The sequence below is a fragment of the Duganella kummerowiae genome, assembly GCF_053572355.1.
On sequence record NZ_JBKFEH010000021.1, the window covers coordinates 171,600 to 191,565 of the forward strand.

At 67.1% G+C, this 19,966-nt stretch carries 22 protein-coding genes and 1 pseudogene; 12 read left to right on the forward strand and 11 right to left on the reverse strand.

Going from position 1 to position 19,966, the window contains the following annotated elements:
• The first annotated feature begins 3 nt into the window (after positions 1-3).
• Positions 4-942 (forward strand): type II secretion system F family protein, encoded by a 939-nt coding sequence (locus tag ACLB1G_RS25405; RefSeq protein WP_491630049.1) that lies wholly within the window; start codon positions 4-6, stop codon positions 940-942.
• Between the two features lie 9 nt (positions 943-951).
• Positions 952-1,710 carry a LytR C-terminal domain-containing protein gene (locus ACLB1G_RS25410; RefSeq protein ID WP_491630050.1) on the forward strand — a complete coding sequence of 253 codons (759 nt, stop codon included), beginning with the start codon at positions 952-954 and terminating at the stop codon, positions 1,708-1,710.
• A gap of 194 nt (positions 1,711-1,904) precedes the next feature.
• Here the strand turns inward: ACLB1G_RS25410 and ACLB1G_RS25415 are convergent, their stop codons facing one another.
• The 3 genes from ACLB1G_RS25415 to ACLB1G_RS25425 all read right to left on the reverse strand — a co-directional run bounded on the left by ACLB1G_RS25415 (position 1,905) and on the right by ACLB1G_RS25425 (position 3,928).
• Positions 1,905-2,678, reverse strand: coding sequence for a GIN domain-containing protein (locus tag ACLB1G_RS25415; RefSeq protein ID WP_491630051.1), 774 nt, complete (start codon positions 2,676-2,678; stop codon positions 1,905-1,907).
• 24 nt (positions 2,679-2,702) lie between these two features.
• Positions 2,703-2,909, reverse strand: a complete 207-nt coding sequence (locus ACLB1G_RS25420) for a hypothetical protein (RefSeq protein WP_491630052.1) — start codon at positions 2,907-2,909, stop codon at positions 2,703-2,705.
• Between the two features lie 131 nt (positions 2,910-3,040).
• Positions 3,041-3,928 carry a LysR family transcriptional regulator gene (locus ACLB1G_RS25425; RefSeq protein ID WP_491630053.1) on the reverse strand — a complete coding sequence of 296 codons (888 nt, stop codon included), beginning with the start codon at positions 3,926-3,928 and terminating at the stop codon, positions 3,041-3,043.
• Positions 3,929-4,077: 149 nt separating this feature from the next.
• On the opposite strand from ACLB1G_RS25425, the gene ACLB1G_RS25430 reads away from it, so the two are divergent.
• Positions 4,078-5,061, forward strand: a complete 984-nt coding sequence (locus ACLB1G_RS25430) for an alpha/beta fold hydrolase (RefSeq protein WP_491630054.1) — start codon at positions 4,078-4,080, stop codon at positions 5,059-5,061.
• Between the two features lie 30 nt (positions 5,062-5,091).
• Here the strand turns inward: ACLB1G_RS25430 and ACLB1G_RS25435 are convergent, their stop codons facing one another.
• The 3 genes from ACLB1G_RS25435 to ACLB1G_RS25445 are packed head-to-tail and all read right to left on the reverse strand — an operon-like array spanning position 5,092 to position 7,440.
• Positions 5,092-5,349, reverse strand: a complete 258-nt coding sequence (locus ACLB1G_RS25435) for a hypothetical protein (protein WP_491630055.1) — start codon at positions 5,347-5,349, stop codon at positions 5,092-5,094.
• A 37-nt stretch (positions 5,350-5,386) separates the two neighbouring features.
• The gene (locus ACLB1G_RS25440; RefSeq protein WP_491630056.1) at positions 5,387-6,703 is read right to left on the reverse strand and encodes an ATP-binding protein; all 1,317 of its coding nucleotides are present in this window, start codon (positions 6,701-6,703) and stop codon (positions 5,387-5,389) included.
• The gene (locus ACLB1G_RS25445) at positions 6,700-7,440 is read right to left on the reverse strand and encodes a response regulator (protein ID WP_491630057.1); all 741 of its coding nucleotides are present in this window, start codon (positions 7,438-7,440) and stop codon (positions 6,700-6,702) included. Before ACLB1G_RS25445 ends, ACLB1G_RS25440 begins: the two co-directional genes overlap by 4 nt.
• A gap of 160 nt (positions 7,441-7,600) precedes the next feature.
• On the opposite strand from ACLB1G_RS25445, the gene ACLB1G_RS25450 reads away from it, so the two are divergent.
• Both ACLB1G_RS25450 and ACLB1G_RS25455 read left to right on the forward strand, forming a co-directional pair.
• The gene (locus tag ACLB1G_RS25450) at positions 7,601-8,302 is read left to right on the forward strand and encodes a cytochrome c biogenesis CcdA family protein (RefSeq protein WP_491630058.1); all 702 of its coding nucleotides are present in this window, start codon (positions 7,601-7,603) and stop codon (positions 8,300-8,302) included.
• Positions 8,303-8,304: 2 nt separating this feature from the next.
• Positions 8,305-8,820, forward strand: a complete 516-nt coding sequence (locus ACLB1G_RS25455; RefSeq protein WP_491630059.1) for a thioredoxin family protein — start codon at positions 8,305-8,307, stop codon at positions 8,818-8,820.
• On the opposite strand, the gene ACLB1G_RS25460 is transcribed toward ACLB1G_RS25455, so the two are convergent.
• From ACLB1G_RS25460 to ACLB1G_RS25470, 3 genes are read right to left on the reverse strand one after another with little or no spacing between them, the layout of a single operon-like run.
• The gene (locus ACLB1G_RS25460; RefSeq protein WP_491630060.1) at positions 8,792-10,189 is read right to left on the reverse strand and encodes a Dyp-type peroxidase; all 1,398 of its coding nucleotides are present in this window, start codon (positions 10,187-10,189) and stop codon (positions 8,792-8,794) included. The genes ACLB1G_RS25455 and ACLB1G_RS25460 overlap by 29 nt on opposite strands.
• 7 nt (positions 10,190-10,196) lie before the next feature.
• Positions 10,197-10,772 (reverse strand): hypothetical protein, encoded by a 576-nt coding sequence (locus ACLB1G_RS25465; protein ID WP_491630061.1) that lies wholly within the window; start codon positions 10,770-10,772, stop codon positions 10,197-10,199.
• A gap of 9 nt (positions 10,773-10,781) precedes the next feature.
• Positions 10,782-11,867 carry a catalase family protein gene (locus ACLB1G_RS25470; protein ID WP_491630062.1) on the reverse strand — a complete coding sequence of 362 codons (1,086 nt, stop codon included), beginning with the start codon at positions 11,865-11,867 and terminating at the stop codon, positions 10,782-10,784.
• A 165-nt stretch (positions 11,868-12,032) separates the two neighbouring features.
• Between ACLB1G_RS25470 and ACLB1G_RS25475 the strand changes: the two genes are divergently transcribed.
• The 3 genes from ACLB1G_RS25475 (at position 12,033) to ACLB1G_RS25485 (ending at position 13,858) form a co-directional block, all read left to right on the forward strand.
• The gene (locus tag ACLB1G_RS25475) at positions 12,033-13,049 is read left to right on the forward strand and encodes an SDR family oxidoreductase (protein ID WP_491630063.1); all 1,017 of its coding nucleotides are present in this window, start codon (positions 12,033-12,035) and stop codon (positions 13,047-13,049) included.
• A gap of 104 nt (positions 13,050-13,153) precedes the next feature.
• Complete coding sequence (locus tag ACLB1G_RS25480) at positions 13,154-13,438, forward strand: hypothetical protein (RefSeq protein ID WP_491630064.1); 285 nt, start codon at positions 13,154-13,156, stop codon at positions 13,436-13,438.
• A gap of 3 nt (positions 13,439-13,441) precedes the next feature.
• A complete protein-coding gene (locus ACLB1G_RS25485; protein ID WP_491630065.1) occupies positions 13,442-13,858 on the forward strand; it encodes a type II toxin-antitoxin system PemK/MazF family toxin in 417 nt (138 codons plus the stop codon).
• On the opposite strand, the gene ACLB1G_RS25490 is transcribed toward ACLB1G_RS25485, so the two are convergent.
• Positions 13,859-14,170, reverse strand: coding sequence for a cupin domain-containing protein (locus ACLB1G_RS25490; protein ID WP_491630066.1), 312 nt, complete (start codon positions 14,168-14,170; stop codon positions 13,859-13,861).
• On the reverse strand, positions 14,167-14,766 hold the full coding sequence (locus tag ACLB1G_RS25495) for a DJ-1/PfpI family protein (protein ID WP_491630067.1): 600 nt from the start codon (positions 14,764-14,766) through the stop codon (positions 14,167-14,169). Before ACLB1G_RS25495 ends, ACLB1G_RS25490 begins: the two co-directional genes overlap by 4 nt.
• Before the next feature lie 82 nt (positions 14,767-14,848).
• On the opposite strand from ACLB1G_RS25495, the gene ACLB1G_RS25500 reads away from it, so the two are divergent.
• The 4 genes and pseudogenes from ACLB1G_RS25500 to ACLB1G_RS25515 all read left to right on the forward strand — a co-directional run.
• Positions 14,849-15,802: a GlxA family transcriptional regulator gene (locus ACLB1G_RS25500; RefSeq protein WP_491630068.1), complete on the forward strand. Its 954-nt coding sequence runs from the start codon at positions 14,849-14,851 to the stop codon at positions 15,800-15,802.
• Between the two features lie 16 nt (positions 15,803-15,818).
• Entirely contained in the window at positions 15,819-16,214 is a 396-nt protein-coding gene (locus tag ACLB1G_RS25505) for a hypothetical protein (protein ID WP_491630069.1), read from the forward strand.
• A gap of 113 nt (positions 16,215-16,327) precedes the next feature.
• The gene (locus ACLB1G_RS25510; RefSeq protein WP_491630070.1) at positions 16,328-18,118 is read left to right on the forward strand and encodes a DUF885 domain-containing protein; all 1,791 of its coding nucleotides are present in this window, start codon (positions 16,328-16,330) and stop codon (positions 18,116-18,118) included.
• Between the two features lie 522 nt (positions 18,119-18,640).
• A pseudogene (locus ACLB1G_RS25515) lies at positions 18,641-19,966 on the forward strand (heme utilization protein); the annotation flags it as partial.

Here is a 19,966-nt window from a genome sequence, read left to right on the forward strand (position 1 = left end):
GGCATGGACATGTCACAGCTGGCCTTCCTGGCGATCGTGTTCCTGGTGGTGGCCGGCGTCGCCCTGCTGGCCATCCTGCTGTTTGCGCCGGCCCCGGTGCGTGAACGGCTGCAGGTGGTGGCGGACGAGGCGCCGGCGCCCGGCGCGGACGGCGGCTGGGTGGAGAGAGTGGCGCGGGCGGCCCAGCCTTTCACCCGGCTGTCGCTGCCGGAGGAGGGCTGGGAGCGCTCGCCGCTGCGCACCCGCTTCATGAATGCCGGCTGGCGCGGCGCCAATGCGGCCACCCTGTACTTCGCGGCCAAGTCGGTGCTGGCCCTGCTGCTGCCGGCGCTGGCCGCGCTGGTCGGGGCGCGGGCGCTGGAGGGCATGCTGGACAATGGCCTGCTGCTGGTCCTGCTGGTGGCGGCGGCAGGCGGCTACTACCTGCCGAATATGGTCCTGGCGCGCACCGTGCGCTGGCGCCAGCGCGAGATATTCGAGAATTTTCCCGACGCCCTGGACTTGCTGACCGTATGCGTCGAGGCGGGCCTGAGCCTGGAGCGCGCGCTGGCCAAGGTAGCCGGCGAAATCCACATCAAGAGCCTGGCCCTGGCGCAGGAGCTGCAGCTGGTGCTGATGGAAATGCGGGCCGGCTTTTCCAAGGAGCGCGCGCTGCGCAACCTGGCGCTGCGCAGCGGAGTGGAGGATGTCGACACCCTGGTGGCCATGCTGATACAGTCGGAGCGCTTCGGAACCAGCATGGGCGATTCGCTGCGCGTCCATTCCGACAACCTGCGCACCAAGCGCACCCTGATGGCCGAGGAGGCCGCCGCCAAGATCGCCCTCAAGCTGCTGTTCCCGCTGATTTTCTGCATTTTCCCGACCCTGATGCTGACCCTGCTGGGGCCGGCCGGGATCCAGATCCACCGCGTGCTGCTGCCGGCCATGGCCGGCGCACATTAGGAGAGCGCCATGCGCATGCCCACATACCTGGCGGGAGCGGCGCTGCTGGCCTCCTGCGTCAGCCCCGCGCCTGCCCCTGTGCCGCCGGGCCGCACCATGGCGCTGGAGCGGGCCTGCCTGGACAGCCCGCTGGACCCGCAAGCCTGGGACGCCCTGGCGGCCGCCCTGCGCGAGGGTGGGGAACTGGATCGCGCCGCCGCCATGGCGCGCCAGGCCGACACGCTGCGCAGCCACGACCTGCGGCGCGACCTGGCCTTGCTGGCCGCGGCCCGCCGCGGGCAGGAGGCAGCGCAAGCACCGCTGGCCACGTTGCCGGCCGGGCAGACCGCAGCGGAAGGACCGCAGGCCGCGCCATCCGCCGCGCCGCGCATCGAACTGCGCCGCATCGGCGCCGCCATGGTGGAGCTGCGCTATGCGCAGGAGCCCGCGCCGCTGCCGGGGTCACAGCCTTCGCTGCAGCCCGTCCCGCAGTCAGTGATGAGAGATGCGGCGCCGCCGGCGCTGCGGCTGGAGATCAGCAACGGTAACGGCGTGACCGGCATGGCGGCGCGCCTGGGGCGCGAACTCGCTGGCGGGCCGTGGAAAACGGTGCGGCTGTCCAACCTGCGGCCGTACACGGAGCCGCGCAGCCGCATCGAATACGGGCCGCGTCAGCAGGAAGCGGCGCAGCTGCTGGCGCGCAGCCTCAAGGTGGTGCGCACCGTGGCGCGCGATGACTACCGCGTGGCCGATGTGAGGGTGGTGCTTGGCCACGACATGCGCAAATAAAAAAACCGTCCGAGGGGTCTCGGACGGTAAAAACACACCCATGTGTTTGCGTTTGCCGCGCACCCGCTACCGGGCTGCGCGGACATTCCTTGGAGGACGTTTCAAAATGACCATGGCGTCGTTGCAGCTCCTCGCCGTGCAGGCGCACTGTCTTCGGAGCTGCGCCTAGCCACGCTCACTTTGAAAACGTCCCCTTACTGCCAGCTCACACTGCCCAGGCCGCGCGCGCTGGCGCTGCGGCTGGCCGGCTTGCCATACACGGTGGCGGAACCGAGGCCGGTGAGTACGAGGCTGGCTGAATTCTTCGCGTAGAGCGTGGCGGAACCGAGGCCGCTCATGTTCACGTCCACCAGGTCGGCGCGCATGCGCTGCGCTTCCAGGCTGCCCAGGCCGCCGAGGTTGGCGCGCAGGGCGCGCGAGTCGCCGCTGATTTCTATCCGTCCCGCGCCCTGCAGGTCGAGGTCGACGCGTTCGCTGCTGCCGCCGTTGACGGTCATGCTGCCCAGGCCGCCGAGGCGCACGTCGAGGTTGCGGTATTGGGCATCCAGCTTGACGGCGCCGGCGCCTTCCAGGGCCAGGCGCAGTTTGTCGCCATTGAAGCCGCGCACTTCCGTGCTGCCCACGCCGCCGGAAGTCAGGGCGTTCAGCTGCGGCAGCACCAGCTCGGCGCGCAGGGCCTTCTTCCTGTTGCCGAAGCTGAAGGAGTGCTTCTGCTCGCGGCTGCCGATGTGCAGGGTATCGCCGCGCTGCTCGATCACCACGTCGCGCAGCTCGTCGCTGTCACCGGTCAGCACCAGGCTGGCGGCCGCGCCCTGGCGCACGTTCAGGTTGATCACGCCGTCCACGTCCACTTTCACGGTGCGCGCATCGACGCTGCGGCTCTCGCTGGTGATCTCGCCGGCCAGCGCGGCGTTCGCGCCGCTGCACAGTACCGTGGCCAACATCGCTGCCTGCATCATCTTGTTCATGTCGCGCTCCGTGTGCGGGTTGGCTTAGTTGCCCAGTGCGGCTTTTTGTTCGGCGGTCAGGCGCTTGGCGGTCACGGTCACCACCGGCATGCTGCCGGCATAGGCCGTGTCGGCTTTCACTGCGGCCGTTGCTTGCACTTGGTCAGGCACGGCGGCGGTGGCGAAGGTGGTGGCGCCGATCACGACCAGGGCGCTGACGAAGATGGCTTCCATGTTTTTTGCGATGTTCATTTTGAGCTCCTTGTGGGTGGTTAGTTCCTTGCGTTGAGTGAACTATAGACAAGGCCCCCGTGGCCAGCCACGGGGATGCGATGAACTGCGTTTTTGACGGATCAGAATGCATTTGAGCGGTGTGAAGCCGCTCAGTCGCCGCAGAGGAGGTCGTGGTTGGCGGCGTAGATCGTGGTGAGCCAGGCGGAGACGGTCTTGAAGCGGGCAATGGAGCCGGCGTCGCGGTGGCTGACCAGCCAGATATCGCGCCGCACCTCGACGCCGGACAAGCGGTGCAGCCCTTCCTGCGTGCCCACGATGCAGGGCAGCAGGCAGATCCCGGCCCCGGCACGGCAGGCGCGCACCATGGTGGTCAGGCTGTTTACGCGCAGTACCTGGCGCGGCTGCGGCTCCAGCCTGGCCACCCACTGCATCTCGGGCGTGGACGACAGCGTGTCGTCGTAGGTGATCCAGGGCTGGGCGCCCCAGCACTCGCGCGGCACGTCCGCATAGCGTCCATTGCCGTACACGGCGAAGCCCATGTCGCCCAGCTTGCGCATGACCAGGGCGGCGTCCTCGCCCGGCTTGCCCAGGCGTAGGGCGAGATCGGCCTCGCGCCGGGTGAAGGACAGGATCTGGTTCTCGGCCTGCAGGGTCAGCTGCAGATGCGGGTACTCGGCGTGCAGGGCCGGCACGTGCTCCAGCAGCCAGTAGTCGAACAGGAAGTCGATCGAGGTCAGGCGCACCGGCCCGGCCGTGCCGGCCGCTTCCTGGGCCGAGGCTTGCAGCATGCTCTGCACATTGCCATACACCACCTCGCCGTGCTGTACGAACACCTGGCCGGCCTCGGTGGCGCGGTAGCCGGTGTTGTCGCGGATGAACAGGCGCAGCTTGAGGGCTTTCTCGGCGGCCGCGACGCGGCGGCTGATGGTGGAGGCGTCCACGCCCAGCTGGCGCGCGGTGGCGCTCATGTTGCCGCTGCGCGCCAGGGCCAGGATCAGGGGAATGTCGTTCCAGTCGAAATCGTTGCTTGTGGGCATGGGAGGGCTGTGCAAAGTTGCAAGGCGGGCTTGCAGTGTTGTCCGTTCCGCAATGCGCTGGAGAGGCCTAAGATGCATTCCATCGCAACGCAGCCAGCGACTGTAGCACAGCGTGGCTGACCCCCAGATCAGACCAAAGGAATAGCATCATGAACAACACCAACGACACCAATAACACCGTGAACCTGTCGCGCCGCTCCGCCCTGATGGGCAGCGCCGTCGCCGCCCTGGCAGCCCTGCCCACCGTTGCGATCAGCGGTGCAGCCCAGGCCGCGCCAGCCAGCCAGCCGGTGCAGCGCAGCGCCAACACCATCACCACCCGCGACGGCGTGGTCATCTATTACAAGGACTGGGGTCCGAGAACCGGCCAGCCGGTGGTGCTCAGCCATGGCTGGCCGCTGAGCTCGGACAGCTGGGAATCGGCCGCGTTCCACCTGGCCAATAATGGCTTCCGGGTCATCACCCACGACCGCCGCGGCCATGGCCGCTCCAGCCAGCCCTGGGACGGCAACGACATGGACCACTATGCCGACGACCTGGCGCAGCTGATCGAAGCGCTGGACCTGAACAACATCATCCTGGCCGGTTTTTCCACCGGCGGCGGCGAGGTGGCGCGCTACGTGGGCCGCCACGGCACCAGGCGCATCGCCAAGCTGGGCCTGATCTCGGCCGTGCCGCCGCTGATGCTGAAAACCGCCGACAACCCGGGCGGCCTGCCGATCGAGGTGTTCGACGGCATCCGCGCCGGCTCGCTGGCCGACCGCTCGCAGCTGTACCTGGATATCGCCTCGGGCCCGTTCTACGGCTTCAACCGGCCCGGCGCCAAAAAATCGCAGGGCCTGGTGCAATCGTGGTGGTCGCAGGGCATGCAGGGCGGCCATAAAAACACCTATGACTCGATCAAGGCGTTTTCCGAAACCGACTTCCGCGAGGATTTGAAAAAATTCGACAAGCCGACCCTGATCATCCACGGCGACGACGACCAGATCGTGCCCATCGATGCCGCCGGCAAAGCTTCCGCGAAGATCGTGAAAAATGCCAGGCTGATCGTCTACCCCGGCGCCCCGCACGGCCTGACCGACACCCACAAGGAGCGTTTCAACGCCGACTTGCTGGCCTTCGCCCGCTCCTGATGCAAGACCCCGGGGCCGCCAGGCTCCGGGTCATCGCATCGCGGAGTAGAAGTCCTCGGTGAACTCGGCAAGCGGGCGCTGCTGGCGCCGCGCCTCGACTATACCGTGGATGGCATGCGCGTCACGCATCCAGATTTCGTACTCCTCGTTGTCGAGTCCGAGAAACGCCTGCAGGGACAACGGTTGTCCAGCAAGCCCGTCATGCCAGCGTCCGACAAAATCATCAATGGAATCAGGCCTCGCTGCGTTCGCCAGGCAAAGCTGCAAGAAAGTCGGCTTTTCAGACATAAGTTCCCCCACTGCTAACTTTGTTCAGACAGCGGCATCAGCCGGGAAGTTCATCGCGGCGCAGGCTTAAGCGGGCCTCCAGCCCGCCGCCGGGGCGGGGGTGCAGGGTCAGGCTGGCATTCATGGCCAGCGTCAGTTGGCGGGCGATGGCCAGGCCCAGGCCGGTGCCGCCGGTGTGGCGGTTGCGCGAGGTTTCCAGCCGCACGTAGGGCTGGAACACGCCTTCCAGCGCTTCCTCCGGGATGCCGGGGCCACGGTCCAGCACCGCCACCGTGACGCCGCCATCCTCGGCGCGCGCCAGTTCGATCTCTGCCGCGCCGCCGAACTTCAGCGCGTTGTCGACCAGGTTGGCCACCACCCGCCTGAGCGCCTGCGGCCGCGCCACCAGCGGCGCTCCCACGCTGCCGCGCAGCACCACGTCCTGGCCGGCGTCCGTGTAGTCGCATACCAGGCTGTCGAACAGGGCGTCCGGATCGATGCGTACCGGCGCCTCGGCCACCCCATTCAGGGTGCGCGCATAGGCCACGCCTTCCTTGACCAGGCTTTGCATCTCGCGCAGGTCCTGCTGCAGCTTGTCCTGCTGGGCCGCGTCCTCCAATGAGTCCACGCGCAGGCGCATGCGCGTGATCGGCGTCTGCAAATCGTGCGAGATGGCGGCCAGGATCTGGATCCGTTCGGCCGTGTAGGCGGCAATCCGGTCTTGCATGGCGTTGAAGGCGCGCGCCGCGCGCGCCACTTCGGACGGGCCATCCTCGGGCAGGCGCCGCGCCTTCATGTCCGGTCCCAGGGCGTCGGCGGCGGCCGCCAGCTGGTGCAGCGGCGCCGTGGCCAGGCGCACCGCCAGCCAGCAGCAGCCGCCCAGCACGGCCAGTTGCAGCAGCAGCAGGGGCGTCAGCCATTGCGCCATCGGCAAACTGGGCATGGGACGCACATCGATGGTAAGCGGCGCGCCGTCGCTCAGCCTGAGGTGGACCTGGAAGCGTTCGCGCTGGCCCGGCACCGCGTTGGCGCTCAGCATGTAGTCGCGCCCCAGGCCGTCGCCGATGGCGGCGTTGACCCGGGCCGACAGGGCGGCGTCCGGCGCCGCGCCACCCACGCCGGGACCTAGCACGAATTCGTAGCTGCGCCGCGCCAGACGTGGCAGCCAGGCCGCCCGCTCGCCGGCCGGCAGGCGGTCCAGCAGGGCCACCGAGGTCGCCACTTCCCTTTCGATATAGCCCATCATGAGATTGATTTGCGCCTGGTTGCGCTCGGCCATGGTGAGCCAGAAGGACAGCGCCTGCGCCGCCGCCAGCCCCAGGCACAGGATCAGCGCCAGGCGCGCGAACAGGGTGCGCGGCAGCAGGGCTGTCATGGCGCGCCGTCCAGCAGGGTCACGGCCGAGGAAAACACATAGCCCTCGCTGCGCAGGGTCTTGATGTAGCGCGGTTCGCGCGCCGTGTCGCGCAGACGCTGGCGCAATCGCGACACCAGCAGGTCGATGGAGCGGTCGAACTGGTCGGCGTTGCGGCCCTGGGTCAGGGTCAGCAGCTGGTCGCGCGTCAGCACCCGCTGCGGATGGTCGAGGAAGACCCGCAGCAGCCGGTATTCGGCGCCGCTCAGGGCCACCATGGTGCCGTCGGCGTCCAGCAGGTGGCGTTCCGTGGTATCCAGGCGCCAGTCGCCAAAGGCCAGCAGGCGCGCCGCCTCGGTCAGCTGCATGTTACGCGGCACCATGCGCGCGCGCCGCAGCACGGCGCGAATGCGGGCCAGCAGCTCGCGCGTGGCGAAGGGCTTGGACAAATAATCGTCGGCGCCCATCTCCAGGCCCAGGATGCGGTCGGCTTCCTCGTCGCGCGCGGTCAGCATCAGCACCGGCACCGTGTTGTATTTGCCGGACCGCAGTTCGCGGCACAGGGTGAGGCCATCCTCGCCGGGCAGCATCAGGTCCAGCACGATCAGGTCCGGCTCGCGCTGCTCCAGCGCGGCGCGCATCTGGCGGCCGTTGGCGGCCAGGGTCACGGACATGCCGTTCTTTTCCAGGTAGGCGGCCAGCAGCTCGCGGATGCCGCGGTCGTCGTCGACGATCAGTATGTGGTCGGTGTCTTCCATGCGCGGATGATACCGGGATTCGGGCAGGGGATTTGTATCCCAGTGTGTCTGCACCGTACCCATACACACTACATTGCATCAACCGGGGGGCGGCTGACACAGCCGGGATACGTGGCGGCGGTCCAATAGCACCATGTTCAACCCACCCGGAGCCGCCATCATGCACCAATTGATAGACACGCCGCTGGCCCTGCTGGCCGGCGCCCTTACCATCGCTTCGCCCTGTGTGCTGCCCGTCATGCCCATTTTGCTGGGCAGCGCCGTGCAGCGCCAGGCCCCGCGACGTCCGCTGTTCATCGTGGCCGGCTTCATCGTCACCTTCACCGGCATCGCCATGCTGCTGGGGGCAGTGTCCAGCGCCGTGCACGTGGCCCAGGATGCGCTGCGCAACGCCGCCATCGCGCTGCTGGCAGTGTCCGGCCTGCTGCGCCTGTGGCCCGCGCCTTATGACTGGCTGGTGGCGCGGCTGCAGCAATACGGCTTCGGCCTGGCCCTGCGCACGCCTGGCGAGGGCAACGGCGGCGGCTTCGTGCTCGGCATGTCGCTGGGCGCGGTCTGGACCCCGTGCGCCGGGCCGGTGCTGGCTTCCATCCTGGTGCTGGTGGTCAAGGCCCAGGACCCGGCCTGGTCGGCCCTGCTGCTGGCGCTGTACGCCATCGGCGCGGCCGTGCCCATGCTGGGCATTATCTATGGCGGCCAGGCCGCCACAGGCAAGGTGCGCGCCATCGCCCGCCATGCTGCCGGCCTGCAGCGCGCCTTCGGTTTGCTGGTGGTGGTCAGCGCCATCGCCATGTATTTGCAGGTCGACGTCCTGGCCTATGCCTGGATCTCCTCTTATTTCCCCCACCTGAAAGGACTGTGATCATGATCTCCACTCTCAAAACCCTGGCCGCCGCCGTCGCCATGAGCGCTACCGTCGCCACCGCAGCCCAGGCCGCCCCCGTGAAAACCGCGCCTGAGTTCACCGGCATAGACCAGTGGCTCAACAGCGCCCCGCTCACCATGCAGCAGCTGCGCGGCAAGGTGGTGCTGGTCGATTTCTGGACCTACAGCTGCATCAACTGCCTGAACACGCTGCCGTATGTGAAAGCCTGGAACGAGAAGTACAAGGACCAGGGCCTGGTGGTGGTGGGCGTGCACACGCCCGAATATCCGTTCGAGCGCAGCACCGACAACGTGCGCAGCGCCATCAAGCGCCTGCAGATCACCTACCCGGTGGCGCAGGACAACCGCTACGCCACCTGGAGCGCCTACGACAACAACTACTGGCCGGCCTTCTACTTGATCGACAAGCAGGGCAAGGTGGTGTACAGCCACTACGGCGAGGGCGACTACGGCCGCACCGAGTCCGTCATCCAGTCGCTGCTGACGCAGAAGTAGCCGTGCAAGCAGGGGCGATGCCGCCCAGCCAGCGCAGCGCGGCGAGACCGGGCAGGAACAGGTACTCGCCGCCGCGCAGGGTGCAGAAGGCCTGCAGCCCGTGCAGGCGGCGCCGCACCGGCTGCTGCGGGATGGTGTAGGTGTCCTGGCGCTGGTGCAGGCCCAGCAGCGGATCGTTTTCCTGTCCCAGGTTGGCGAAGTCGCCCTGCATCACCCATTCCTGCTGCATGAATTCCACCGTTTCCGGGGCGCGGGCGCTCAAGGCGATGAAGTACAGGCCGCGCTCCTGGCCATCGTCCTGCAGCAGGTCCGGACTCCAGGGCGGGCCGTAGGTGGTGCTGCGCCGTATCAAACGGTGCAGCTTGACGTCGGTGAGGATGGCCAGCTTGCTGTCGCGCGGGTTCATGCGCCGCATGTGGCAGCCGGGCGGCGTCGCCAGGCCGGCCTGGTCGTCCGCGTAAGTGAAGTCGTTGTTGCGGCGCGGGTCGGCGCCCAGCGCCGGGTCGTCGTGGTGCGGGCGCAGCGCCAGCGGGGCGCCGCTGCGCCAGCGTCCCACCAGCTTGGCGGCCAGCAGTTCCTGCGCCGCCTCATCCTCCGCATGGGCGCGGATGTAGCGGTTGAAGCCGGCCGCGTCGGCGCTGTATTTGCGCAGCACGGCAAAGCTGCCGTTGCGGCCCAGCGGCGCGGCGGGGGCGGGCAGGGGCGAGCCGGATTCGCCCGCATAGCCGAGGATGAATTCGCCGGCCTTGATGGCCTCGCCCTGGCCCGGCAGCACTTCCTCCACGCCGCCTTCGACGGCCGGGTTGCCGATGTTGTCGCGGTAGCCGAAAGGATTGCGGCTGTCCGGCTGGGTGCCGAAATCGTGGCTGCCCAGCAGGGTCACGCCCTGCAGCTCGGCAAAGGCGGCGCGCGCCTGCTCCAGCGCCGCGCGCCAGGATGCCTCATCGGGCGCGAAGATGGAGACCGCCACGTGCAGCTGGTCGCGGCCATACGGCGCTTCCCAGTGTTCCGGCGCGTTCTGTCCTTCATCCAGCAGGCGGGCGGCGCGGCCGGCCATGCCGGTGCGGTAGGCTTCGGGAAAGCTATCCAGCATGTCCTGCGGCAGGCCGAGCGCGCGCAGGCCGGCGTGGCTGAGCGCCACCGCGATCCAGGCGTCGCGGTTGCCGCGCGCGTCGGCGGCCGAGCGCACCTGCGGCGCCAGGCGCGCCAGCAGGGCGCGGCCACCTTCCGGCGTATCGACGCCCAGCATGGCGTGGGTGCCGTAATAGGGGTCGGGACGGTTGAACAGCACGGTGGCCTGGATGTCGTCCAGCTCCAGTGCCGGCGCGGCAGGCTGCAGCGCATGCTTGATGGTGTCGATAATGGACATGGGCGACTCAGGCTATCTTGTCGAGGAATTCCTGCAGCGCCGCGTCGATTTTCTGCAGGCGGCGGATCTGCACCACTGAGATGTTGGGGTTGGCCACGTACCAGCCGTCGGCATTGATCTGGTGGCTGGCGATGAAGTCCTTCACGCCGGGATCGGTGATGCCGGGCCAGCCCTCCACCGAGGAGAACAGCAGGTCCATCAGGTCGGGGATCTTGGTGGCGAAATCGTCGATATAGGTGTCCCAGTCGCCGTCGTAGGTGGTGGCGAACAGGATGCGGGTATCGTTATCGAAGAACACGAAGCGCATGTCGTGCAGGGTGGCGACCTTCTGCGCGCCGCTGAAGTTACCCTTGACCAGCTTGAAGATGCGGCGCAGGCGGTCGGCGCCGCCCGGCTTGAGCCTGGCGATCGCGGTCAGCTCGGACACCGTGCCAGATTGCAGGCCGGCGCGTCCCGCGCTGCCCACGCTGCCCTCGGTGGCGGGATCGTGCTCGCGCAGCATGGATTCGAGGGCGATCTTCATCATGTCGGGCGCGTCGCCCAGGACTTCCTGTATGGTGCGTTTCAATTCTTCTGCGGTCATGTGTGCTCCTTATGCGGGAATGTCGTTGATGTGGAGGATTTCACGGCGCGGCTGCGCATTCATTTCATGGCGGAAGCGCGAGGACGCCTCATAGGCCTTGATGCGGGCGCGCATGATGGAACCCAGCGGCCGGTGCTCTGCAATGCAGTGCCAGGGATTGAAGGACAGCACATCGTCGAAGAACACGCGGCGCGCCGGGCTGTAGGCTTCCTGCGGTGGGATGCTGATGCGCGCCGCCGGCTGGTACGGCGAGACATCTTGCGGCCACTCGATGGAAGCGTCTTCCACCGGCATGCGCTCCAGGTCCGTGCACAGCTGCACGCGCAGCTCGTATTCCGCACCCTGGCTGCGGAAAAAGTCCACCACCAGGTCGCGCAATTCGGAATCGCCGGCGTCGCTGCGCAGCGGCTGGCCGGTGAGGGCGCGCACGTTGGCGCTCAGCGGCGCGGCACACAGCTTGGCCACGTAGTCGCCGTAGCGCAGCGCGGCCATGCTGTAGAAGGTCTCGCCCAGGATGTGGTGGTTGGCCGCGCCCAGCCCTTCCAGGGTGGGATTGTCCACGCCCAGCAGGTGCAGTGCCTTGCTGCCGGCGCTGGCCAGCGTAGCGGCCACCTTGCGAGCGGCGTCGCTGGTGTCGGCGTGCTTTTCCAGCAGCGCCTGCATTTTCGCGTAGGCGTGAACGTGGCCGAAGGGGATCACGGGCTGGTTCACCAGCAGCAGGTCCTGGGTCGGGGTGGCGGCGCGTTCACTGTGGTACTGCAGGCCCGGCACGCCCAGGATCTTGAGCGCCATGCCGCGCGGCGAGGGCACTGTGTCGCTGTGCAGGTCGCCCGGCGCGGTGGACAGGCGCAGCGCCACCGGATAGCTGGCGGGGCGGGCGAACAAGCCCTGGCGCAGGTGCTCGGGCAGCCCATCGTAAATGGTGATCTCGCCCACCAGCATGCCGTGGCTCTTGGCGTGGGCATCGCGGGTGGCGTGGCGGTGCTTGTCGCACACTTTGCGGTTGACGCGGCCCATGGAGGCGACGATCTGGTCTATCAGCTGGTCTTCGTTGGCGGCGTGCTGTTCGATGCCGTCGTGGTAGCGCAGGTACATGATGCGGTCTCCAGTTGCAGGAAATGCATCAACTGTACGATCCGCGCCGCAGGGCACGATAGAACTGCGGCTCTAATAACGGTTCCGTGGTCGGCTCTGTGGGACGGCGCACATAGCGCGCCGCGCCCGCGCCGCAAGATGGTCCTTTACCGTGAAGGAGGCGTAATGGACAACCAGCATCCCGACAGTGGGCATCCCGATAAACAAAGACGCGTGCTGGTGGGCGGCGTGGCCACCGGCCTGCTGGGCGCGGTGATGACGCAGGCAGGCGCGCAGGCTGGCGGCGCCGCCGCCGCGCAGGGCCCAGCCCCCAACCCGGCGCCGGAGTATCCCAAGCCGCCTTTCCCGGAACAGCAGCAGCCCTGGCCGGGACTGGCCAGCAAGATGAATCCGCGTCCCGACCATGGCGAGACCAGTTACCGGGGTTCCGGTCGCCTGAAGGGGCGCAAGGCATTGATCACGGGCGGCGATTCCGGCATCGGCCGCGCAGCCGCCATCGCCTATGCGCGCGAGGGCGCCGACGTGGCCATCAACTACCTGCCGGCCGAGGAGCCGGATGCGCGCGAGGTGGTGCAGCTGATACGCGCCGAAGGCCGCAAGGCGGTCGCCATTCCCGGCGACATCAAGGACGAGAACTTCTGCAAGAAGCTGGTGGCCGATGCGGCGCGCGAATTGGGCGGGCTGGACATCGTGGTCAACAACGCGGCCCGCCAGTTCTCGCGCGATTCCATCCTGGACATCACGACGGCGCAGTTCGACGAAACCTTCAAGACCAATGTCTACGCCACCTTCTGGATCTCCAAGGCGGCGGTGCCGCTGCTCAAGCGCGGCGGCGTGATCATCAACACCGCCTCGGTGAACGCCTACGATCCGGGCGAGAACATCATCGACTACGCCGCCACCAAGGGCGCCATCATGATCTTCACCAAGGGCCTGGCCAAGCAGCTGGCGCCCAAGGGCATACGGGTGAACGCGGTGGCGCCGGGACCATTCTGGACCCCGCTGCAGGTGACCGGCGGCCAGCCGCCCGACAAGCTGCCGGAATTCGGCAAGGACACCCCCATGGGCCGCCCCGGGCAGCCGGCCGAACTGGCCGGCGTCTACGTGCTGCTGGCCTCCGGCGAGGACAGCTACGCCACCGGCCAGGTCTACGGCGCCTCGGGCGGCAAGGGCGTGCCATAAGGCTTGCCGCCTGCGCCTGCGCCCGCGGCAGGCCTTTGATATATACTCTGGATACGCGGAGAGCGGTCTTGGCCGCCTCGTCACTGGAAAAACGGAGCCGTATCATGCCCAGCATGCCAGCGAAACAGGAACCAGGATTTCTTCTGCGTTTGCACAAGCAGGACAGCGCTGAAGGGGTAAGCGAGGAGACTGTCCAGAAATTGATGGATGTGACCGGCCTGAGCAGGACCGAAGTGGCTCACCTGGCTTTGAGGCAGATGGCAAACCGGTATTTGCCATGCTATGAGCAGGACGAGGGCGCCTTAACCCCGGAACAAATACGAGCTATCCGCCAGGCGAGTCCCGCAACGGATACCCCGGAAGATAGTTTTACCGACCGGATTTTTTAGGCCATGGCGCCTCCGGCACCGGCAAGAAGATTTCATCCGCTTCCTGCGCCAGGAGACATCGTATGGTGTGCATTTCCCCAAACGCTGGGGGAGCCTGGTCCCAAGAAGCGCCCTGCGCTGGTGGCCAGGGTTTCCCACGCTACGCATGAAGTTTCTGTTGTCTATGGTACGAGCCAGAAAACACACCGGCTCTATCCCACCGAAGTTGCTCTGGATCCTGCTGACTCCGGTTTCTCAAGCAGCGGCTTATCGCATCGAACAAAGTTTGACGTTGCCGTGCAGGTCCAGCTGCCATTCGATAGCGATTGGTTTGCCCCGGCCCCGGGGCCTGGCGTCCACTCGCCCTTGCCAAAAATGGGCATACTCCATCCGAGCTACATGGCGGCCATCGCCAATGCGGTTAAACGCAGCCAGCCCTAGTCACACGCTGCCGGCCCGTTCTATCACCAGGACGCGGGCCGGACCGCGTGGCCGGGCCAGGTGTGCGCAGCCGGGGCCGGCGCGGAAGATGTCGCCGGGGCGCAGTTCGGCCACCTGTTCGGCGCCATCCGCGCGGTAGTGCATGTCGACCACGCCGTCCAGCACGGCAAACACTTCTTCGCCGTCGTTGACGTGCCAGCGGTAGGGCTGGTCGGTCCAGTGCAGGCGGCAACTGGCGCCGTCCACGGTGGCGATGTGGAGCGCGTCCCAGGCCCGCGCGCCCGTATAGCTGCGGCTGCGGATGATGGTCATGCCTGCTTCCAGCCGTATTCCATCTGCAGCGCGGTGCGCGCGGCCAGTTCATGGCCGGCCAGGCGCGCCACCAGGTGCAGCGACATGTCGATCCCGGCCGAGATGCCGCCCGAGGTGACGATGCGGCCCTCGTCCACCCAGCGCCGGTCGGTGCGCACCCGCACCCCGGGATAGCGGCGCAGCGCATCCATGTCCTCCCGGTGGGTGGTGGCCTGTCTGCCGTCCAGAAGGCCCGCTTCGGCCAGCAGCAGGGCGCCGGTGCAGACCGAGGCCGTGACCTCGCAGCGGGCAGCGGTGGCGGCCAGCCAGTCCAGCACCTGGCGCTTGCCCAGCTCGCGCTCCACCACGCCGCCGGCCACGATCAGCACGTCCAGCGGCGGGTGGCTGGCCATGGACGCTTCCGGCAGCACCGCAAGTCCGGCGCGGGCGCGCAGCGGCGCCAGGTCCTCGGCAATGGTGCGCACCCGGAACGGTGGCGGCGTGTGCGGCGAGAGGCCGGCGGCCACGCGCGCGGCGCAGGTGAACACTTCATACGGTCCGGCGAAGTCCAGCACTTCCACGTCCTCGAATACATAGATGCCTACGGTGCGCGTCATGCTGATCCCCTGCTGTGGTATGCCGCTATCATGGCGCGGCGGCGGTTGACATAAATGACATCCATGGTTGAATATCTGCCACATGACAGACATCTTCATCCTGGTGTTCCCCGGCTTCCTGCTGCTGGACGCCACCGGTCCGGCCCAGGTGTTCTCCACCGCGAACGATGAAGCGGCGGACCGGGGCCAGGGCCAGCCCTACCGCATCCGCCTGCTGTCGCGCGAGGGCGGGCTGGTCGCGTCCTCGTCCGGCATAGTCGTGCAGACGGACAAGCTGCCGCGCCGCCTGCCGGCGGGCGCCACCCTGCTGGTGTCCGGGGGCAGGGGAGTGGAGCATGCCGATCCGGCCATGGTGGCTTGGGTGGCGCGCGCCTGTCCGGCCCTGGCGCGCTGCTGCTCGGTGTGCACCGGCGCCTTCGTGCTGGCCGCGGCCGGACTGCTGCAGGGACGGCGCGCCGTCACCCATTGGCAGGACGTGGCCCTGCTGCGGCGCATGTATCCCGATATCGCGGTGCAGGAGGACGCCATTTATGTCAAGGATGGCAAGATCGCCACCTCGGCCGGCATCGCGGCCGGTATGGACCTGGCGCTGAGCCTGGTGCAGGAAGATCTCGGCCGCCCGTATGCGCTGGGCGTGGCCAAGCGCCTGGTGCTGTTCCTCAAGCGGCCGGGCGGACAGCGCCAGTTCAGTGCCGAGCTGCTGGCCCAGGCCGGGGAGGAAGGGCTGGCGGCGCGCCTGACGGCCTGGCTGCGTCCGCGCCTGAAGCGCGAGCTGGACGTGGAACAGATGGCGGCCGCATTTTCCATGTCGGTGCGCACCCTGCACCGGCGCTTGAGGCAGGAGGCGGACCTGAGCCCGGCCCGGCTGCTGCTGCGCCTGCGCATGGAAGCTGCCTGCGCCCTGCTGGAGCGGCCCGGCATGACGGTCAAGCGGGCCGCCGCCCAGAGCGGCTTTGGCAGCGAGTACAATCTGCGGCGCGCGTTTGCGGCGCAGCTGGGCGTGGTGCCCAGCGAGTACCAGTCGCGTTTCGGCTGAGCCGGGAAAGAGAGCTATGCGGGAATTTGAAAAGTGGGTGGCCAGGGTACTGCTATTAAATAGTGTGCTGGCGCTGGGCGTGGTGGCCGGCCTGCTGGGCGAGCCCCAGGTGGGCACGGCGCGCCTGGGGCTGCTGGCGGCGGCGCTGCTGGGCCTGATCGCTGCCGTGTTGTCGCTGCGCGGCCACCTGCCGGGCCTGTGGGGCGGGATCGCCTATTATGTGCTGCAACTGGCCAGCTACTTTCCTTATGAGGGCGATTGGTCGTTCGCGGTCAAGGCCGGGGTCAGCATAGGCCTGGTGCTGCGCCTGGGCGGCGGCATCCTGGTGATCAACATGGTGGCGGCCGCGCTGCTGTCCTGCACGGTTGCAGTCCTGGTGTGGCGGCGGCGCCAGGCGCGGCCCGTCCTCTGAGCTGGTCCGGCCGCAGTCCATCCCTTCGTATCCGCCGTTTGTCGCAGCGCGCTGGGCTTGGCGGCGGCGCGCCGCTACAGTGGCGTTTCCATTATATAAAGGGGAAACCATCCATGAGCACCATGAACCGCCTGGGCGCCGCCGCGCTGCTGCTGTCCGTGCTGGCCGGCGCCGTCCATGCCGCCGACGCCAGCCTGGAAAGCCGCCGCAAGGCGCTCGACAGCCTGATCAAGGAACAATGGGACTACACCATGCGCACCAGCCCGGAATGGGCTTCGCTGCTGGGCGACAAGCGCTACAACGACCGCTGGTCCGATTTTTCCCAGCAGGGCATAGACGCCGACATCCGCGCCACGCGCGAGTTCCTGCGCCGCTTCGAAGCCATTTCGACCGACGGCTTCCCGGTCCAGGAGCGCCTGAATCGCGACCTGATGGTGCGCAACCTGCGCCAGAGCGCCGAGGGGGCCCGCTATAAAGAATGGGAAATGCCGCTGGCGCAGAATTCCGGCATCCACATCGACGCCCCGCAGATCGCTTCCATGCTGCCCTTCGATACGGTCAAGGATTATGAAGATTACATCGCCCGCCTGCACAGCCTGCCGAAACTGTTTGCCCAGACCACTATCCAGATGCAGAACGGGGTGCGCGACCACCTGATGCCGCCCAAATTCCTGATCCCCAAGATCGCCAGGCAATGCGAGGACCTGGGCGCCATGGCGCCGGAAAAATCGCCGTTTGCCGAGCCGCTCGGCAAATTCCCGGCCGCTTTCACGGAAGCCGACAAGGCCCGCTTGCGCGCCGGCGTGCTGGACGCCATCGCCAGGGACGTCAATCCGGCCTACAGGAAGCTGGCCGTGTACGTGAAGACGCGTTACGAGCCGCACGGCCGCAAGGAGGCCGGCATGTGGTCGCTGCCGGACGGCGCCGCCCGCTACACCTTCCGCGCCAAATCCTCCACCACCACCAGCCAGACCCCGGAGGAAATCCATCAGCTGGGCCTGGCGGAGGTGGCGCGCATCGAGGGCCAGATGCTGGGCGTGGCGCACAAGCTGGGCTTCCAGGACCTGAAATCGTTCAATGCCTCGCTGGCCGGCAATGCTGCGCTGCACCCCAAATCGCGCCAGGAGATGCTGGATCTGTACGGCAAGTACACGGACCAGATGTATGCCCAGCTGCCCAAGCTGTTTGGGGTGTTGCCAAAAGGTAAGGTCGAAATCAAGCCGGTCGAGGAATTCCGCGAGGAGGGCGCCTCGGCCGCCGCTTACAACCAGGGCACGCCCGATGGCAGCCGTCCGGGCCGGGTCATGGTCAATACCGGCGACTTTGCCAAGCGCCTGACCATCAGCATCGAAACCACGGCCCTGCACGAGGGCGTGCCGGGCCACCACATGCAGATCGCCATCGGCCAGGAAATCCAGGGCCTGCCCATGTTCCGCCAGCAGGGCAATTACACCGCCTACACCGAGGGCTGGGCCCTGTACGCCGAGCGCCTGGGCGAGGAGCTGGGCTTCTACCAGGATCCCTACAGCTACTACGGCCACCTGCAGGACGAGATGCTGCGCGCCATCCGCCTGGTGGTGGACACCGGCCTGCACTATAAGAAATGGAGCCGGCAGCAAGTGGTGGATTTCTTCCATGACCATTCCGGCATCGAGGAAGTCGATGTGCAGAGCGAGACCGACCGCTATATCGTGTGGCCGGGCCAGGCCCTGGGCTACAAGATCGGCCAGTTGAAAATCCTGCAACTGCGCGACTATGCCAAGGCGGAGTTGGGCGAGCGCTTCGACATCCGCGGCTTCCATGACGAAGTGCTGGGCGCCGGCGCACTGCCCATGGATGTGCTGGAAGCCCGCATCAAGGATTGGGTGGCGGCGCGCAAAAGCGGGGTAGTGGCCTTGCGCTGACACCACGCAAGCTGTCCGAACCGGCCCGTGGGCCGGTTTTTTTTCGTCACGCGCCTGTCATGTGCATGGACCACAATCGGTCCAGTGCGCATTTTCTTTGAAGAAAAATTGTCTCAAATCATGCTTTTCGATGGAAACATTGCAAGTTGCGCTATAGAATGATCATTCTGGTTTGTCTTTTCTATATGTAAACTGCTTGAACTTAATTGCAATGTTCATCAGCGTGAAATGTTCCCGCCGGAAATGGTTGCGCCGCAGCTACAAGGCTGCAAATAAATGCTTTGCGGAAATGAAGTCCGCTATAATGACCCGTCCTGGACCCTGTTTGGGGGCCGCGGAGAGAGGTAGACGAATACTTCATTCCTAAAAAAAAGTTTACTTAATGAAATTGAGTTTTGGGTCGTTATACAGGGAACGGATTCCAAGTTCGTGCCGACGACCGCCCGAATTTGCACTTACATAACGTTGCGTCGGCCGACGCGTAGTACCAGATAGAGCAGCGCCCCCTTCAGGAGAAAGAGAATGAGCTTCGTCACCAGCTTGACCACCCAGCAGATCGCAGATCTCACCACGGCACAGATTACCACGCTGGCCACCGCCGACATCGCGGGCCTGAACTCGGACCAGTTCCAGGCGTTCACCTCTTCTCAGATTCCTGCTTTCACCACCGCGCAGATCGCGGCGGCATTCAATACTACCCAGACCGCGCTGCTCACTACCCTGCAGATCGCGCAGCTGACGTCGAATCAGGTGGGGGCCCTGTCGACCGCCAGCTTTGCCGCCATCACCACGGCCGATATCGGCGCGCTGCAGACGACCGCCATCGGCGGCGTCAGCGCCAGCCAGATCAAGGCCCTGACCAGCGACCAGACCGTGGCCCTGACCACGGCCCAGGCCGGCGTGCTGAGCTCGTCGCAAGTGGCGGCGCTGTCGACCCGCTCCATCGCTGCGCTGGAAACCGCCGACCTGGCCCAGATCAAGACTGCCGCCATCGCCACCCTGAGCACGGCGCAGAGCGCCGCGCTGACCACCGACCAAGTCAATTCGCTGGCCACCGCCTCGCTGACCGCGCTGTCCACCGCCGTGTTCGCTTCGCTGAGCACCGACCAGGCCGTGGCCCTGACCTCGGCCCAGGTGGGCGCCCTGAGCACCGCCCAGACCGCCGCACTGTCGAGCAAGGCCATCGCCGCCATTGAAGTGGCCGACCTGGCCGGCCTGACCACCAGCCAGGTTGCCGTCCTGAAGACGTCGCAACTGGCCGCGCTGACCACCGACCAGGTGGCCGCCCTGTCGAGCACCCAGGTGACCGCGCTCTCCACCGCCGCCTTCGCCGGCGGCTTGAACACCGCGCAAATCGTGGCCCTGACCACGCTGCAAGCGGCCAACCTGACCTCGGCCCAGGTGGCCGCCCTGTCGAGCAAGAACCTGGCCGCGCTGGAAGCCACCGACTTCGCCCAGCTGTCCACCGCCGCCGTCGCCGCCCTGAGCGCCGCCCAGGTCAAGGTGCTGACCTCCGACCAGGCCGAAGCCCTGACCACCAACCAGGCCGGCGTGCTGAGCACCGCACAGGTGGCTGCCCTGTCCACCGCCGCCATCGCCGCGCTGGAAACCGTCGACCTGGCCCAGATCAAGACCGCCGCCATCGCCGCCCTGGGCACCGCACAAGTGGCCGCGCTGAGCACCGAGCAAGTGAACTCGCTGGCCACCGCCTCGCTGGCCGCCATCACCACCGCCGGCATTGCCGCCCTGACCACCGACCAGGCCGTGGCCCTGACCTCGGCGCAAGTGGGCAGCCTGTCCACCGCGCAGACTGCCGCCCTGTCCAGCAAGGCCATCGCCGCCATCGAC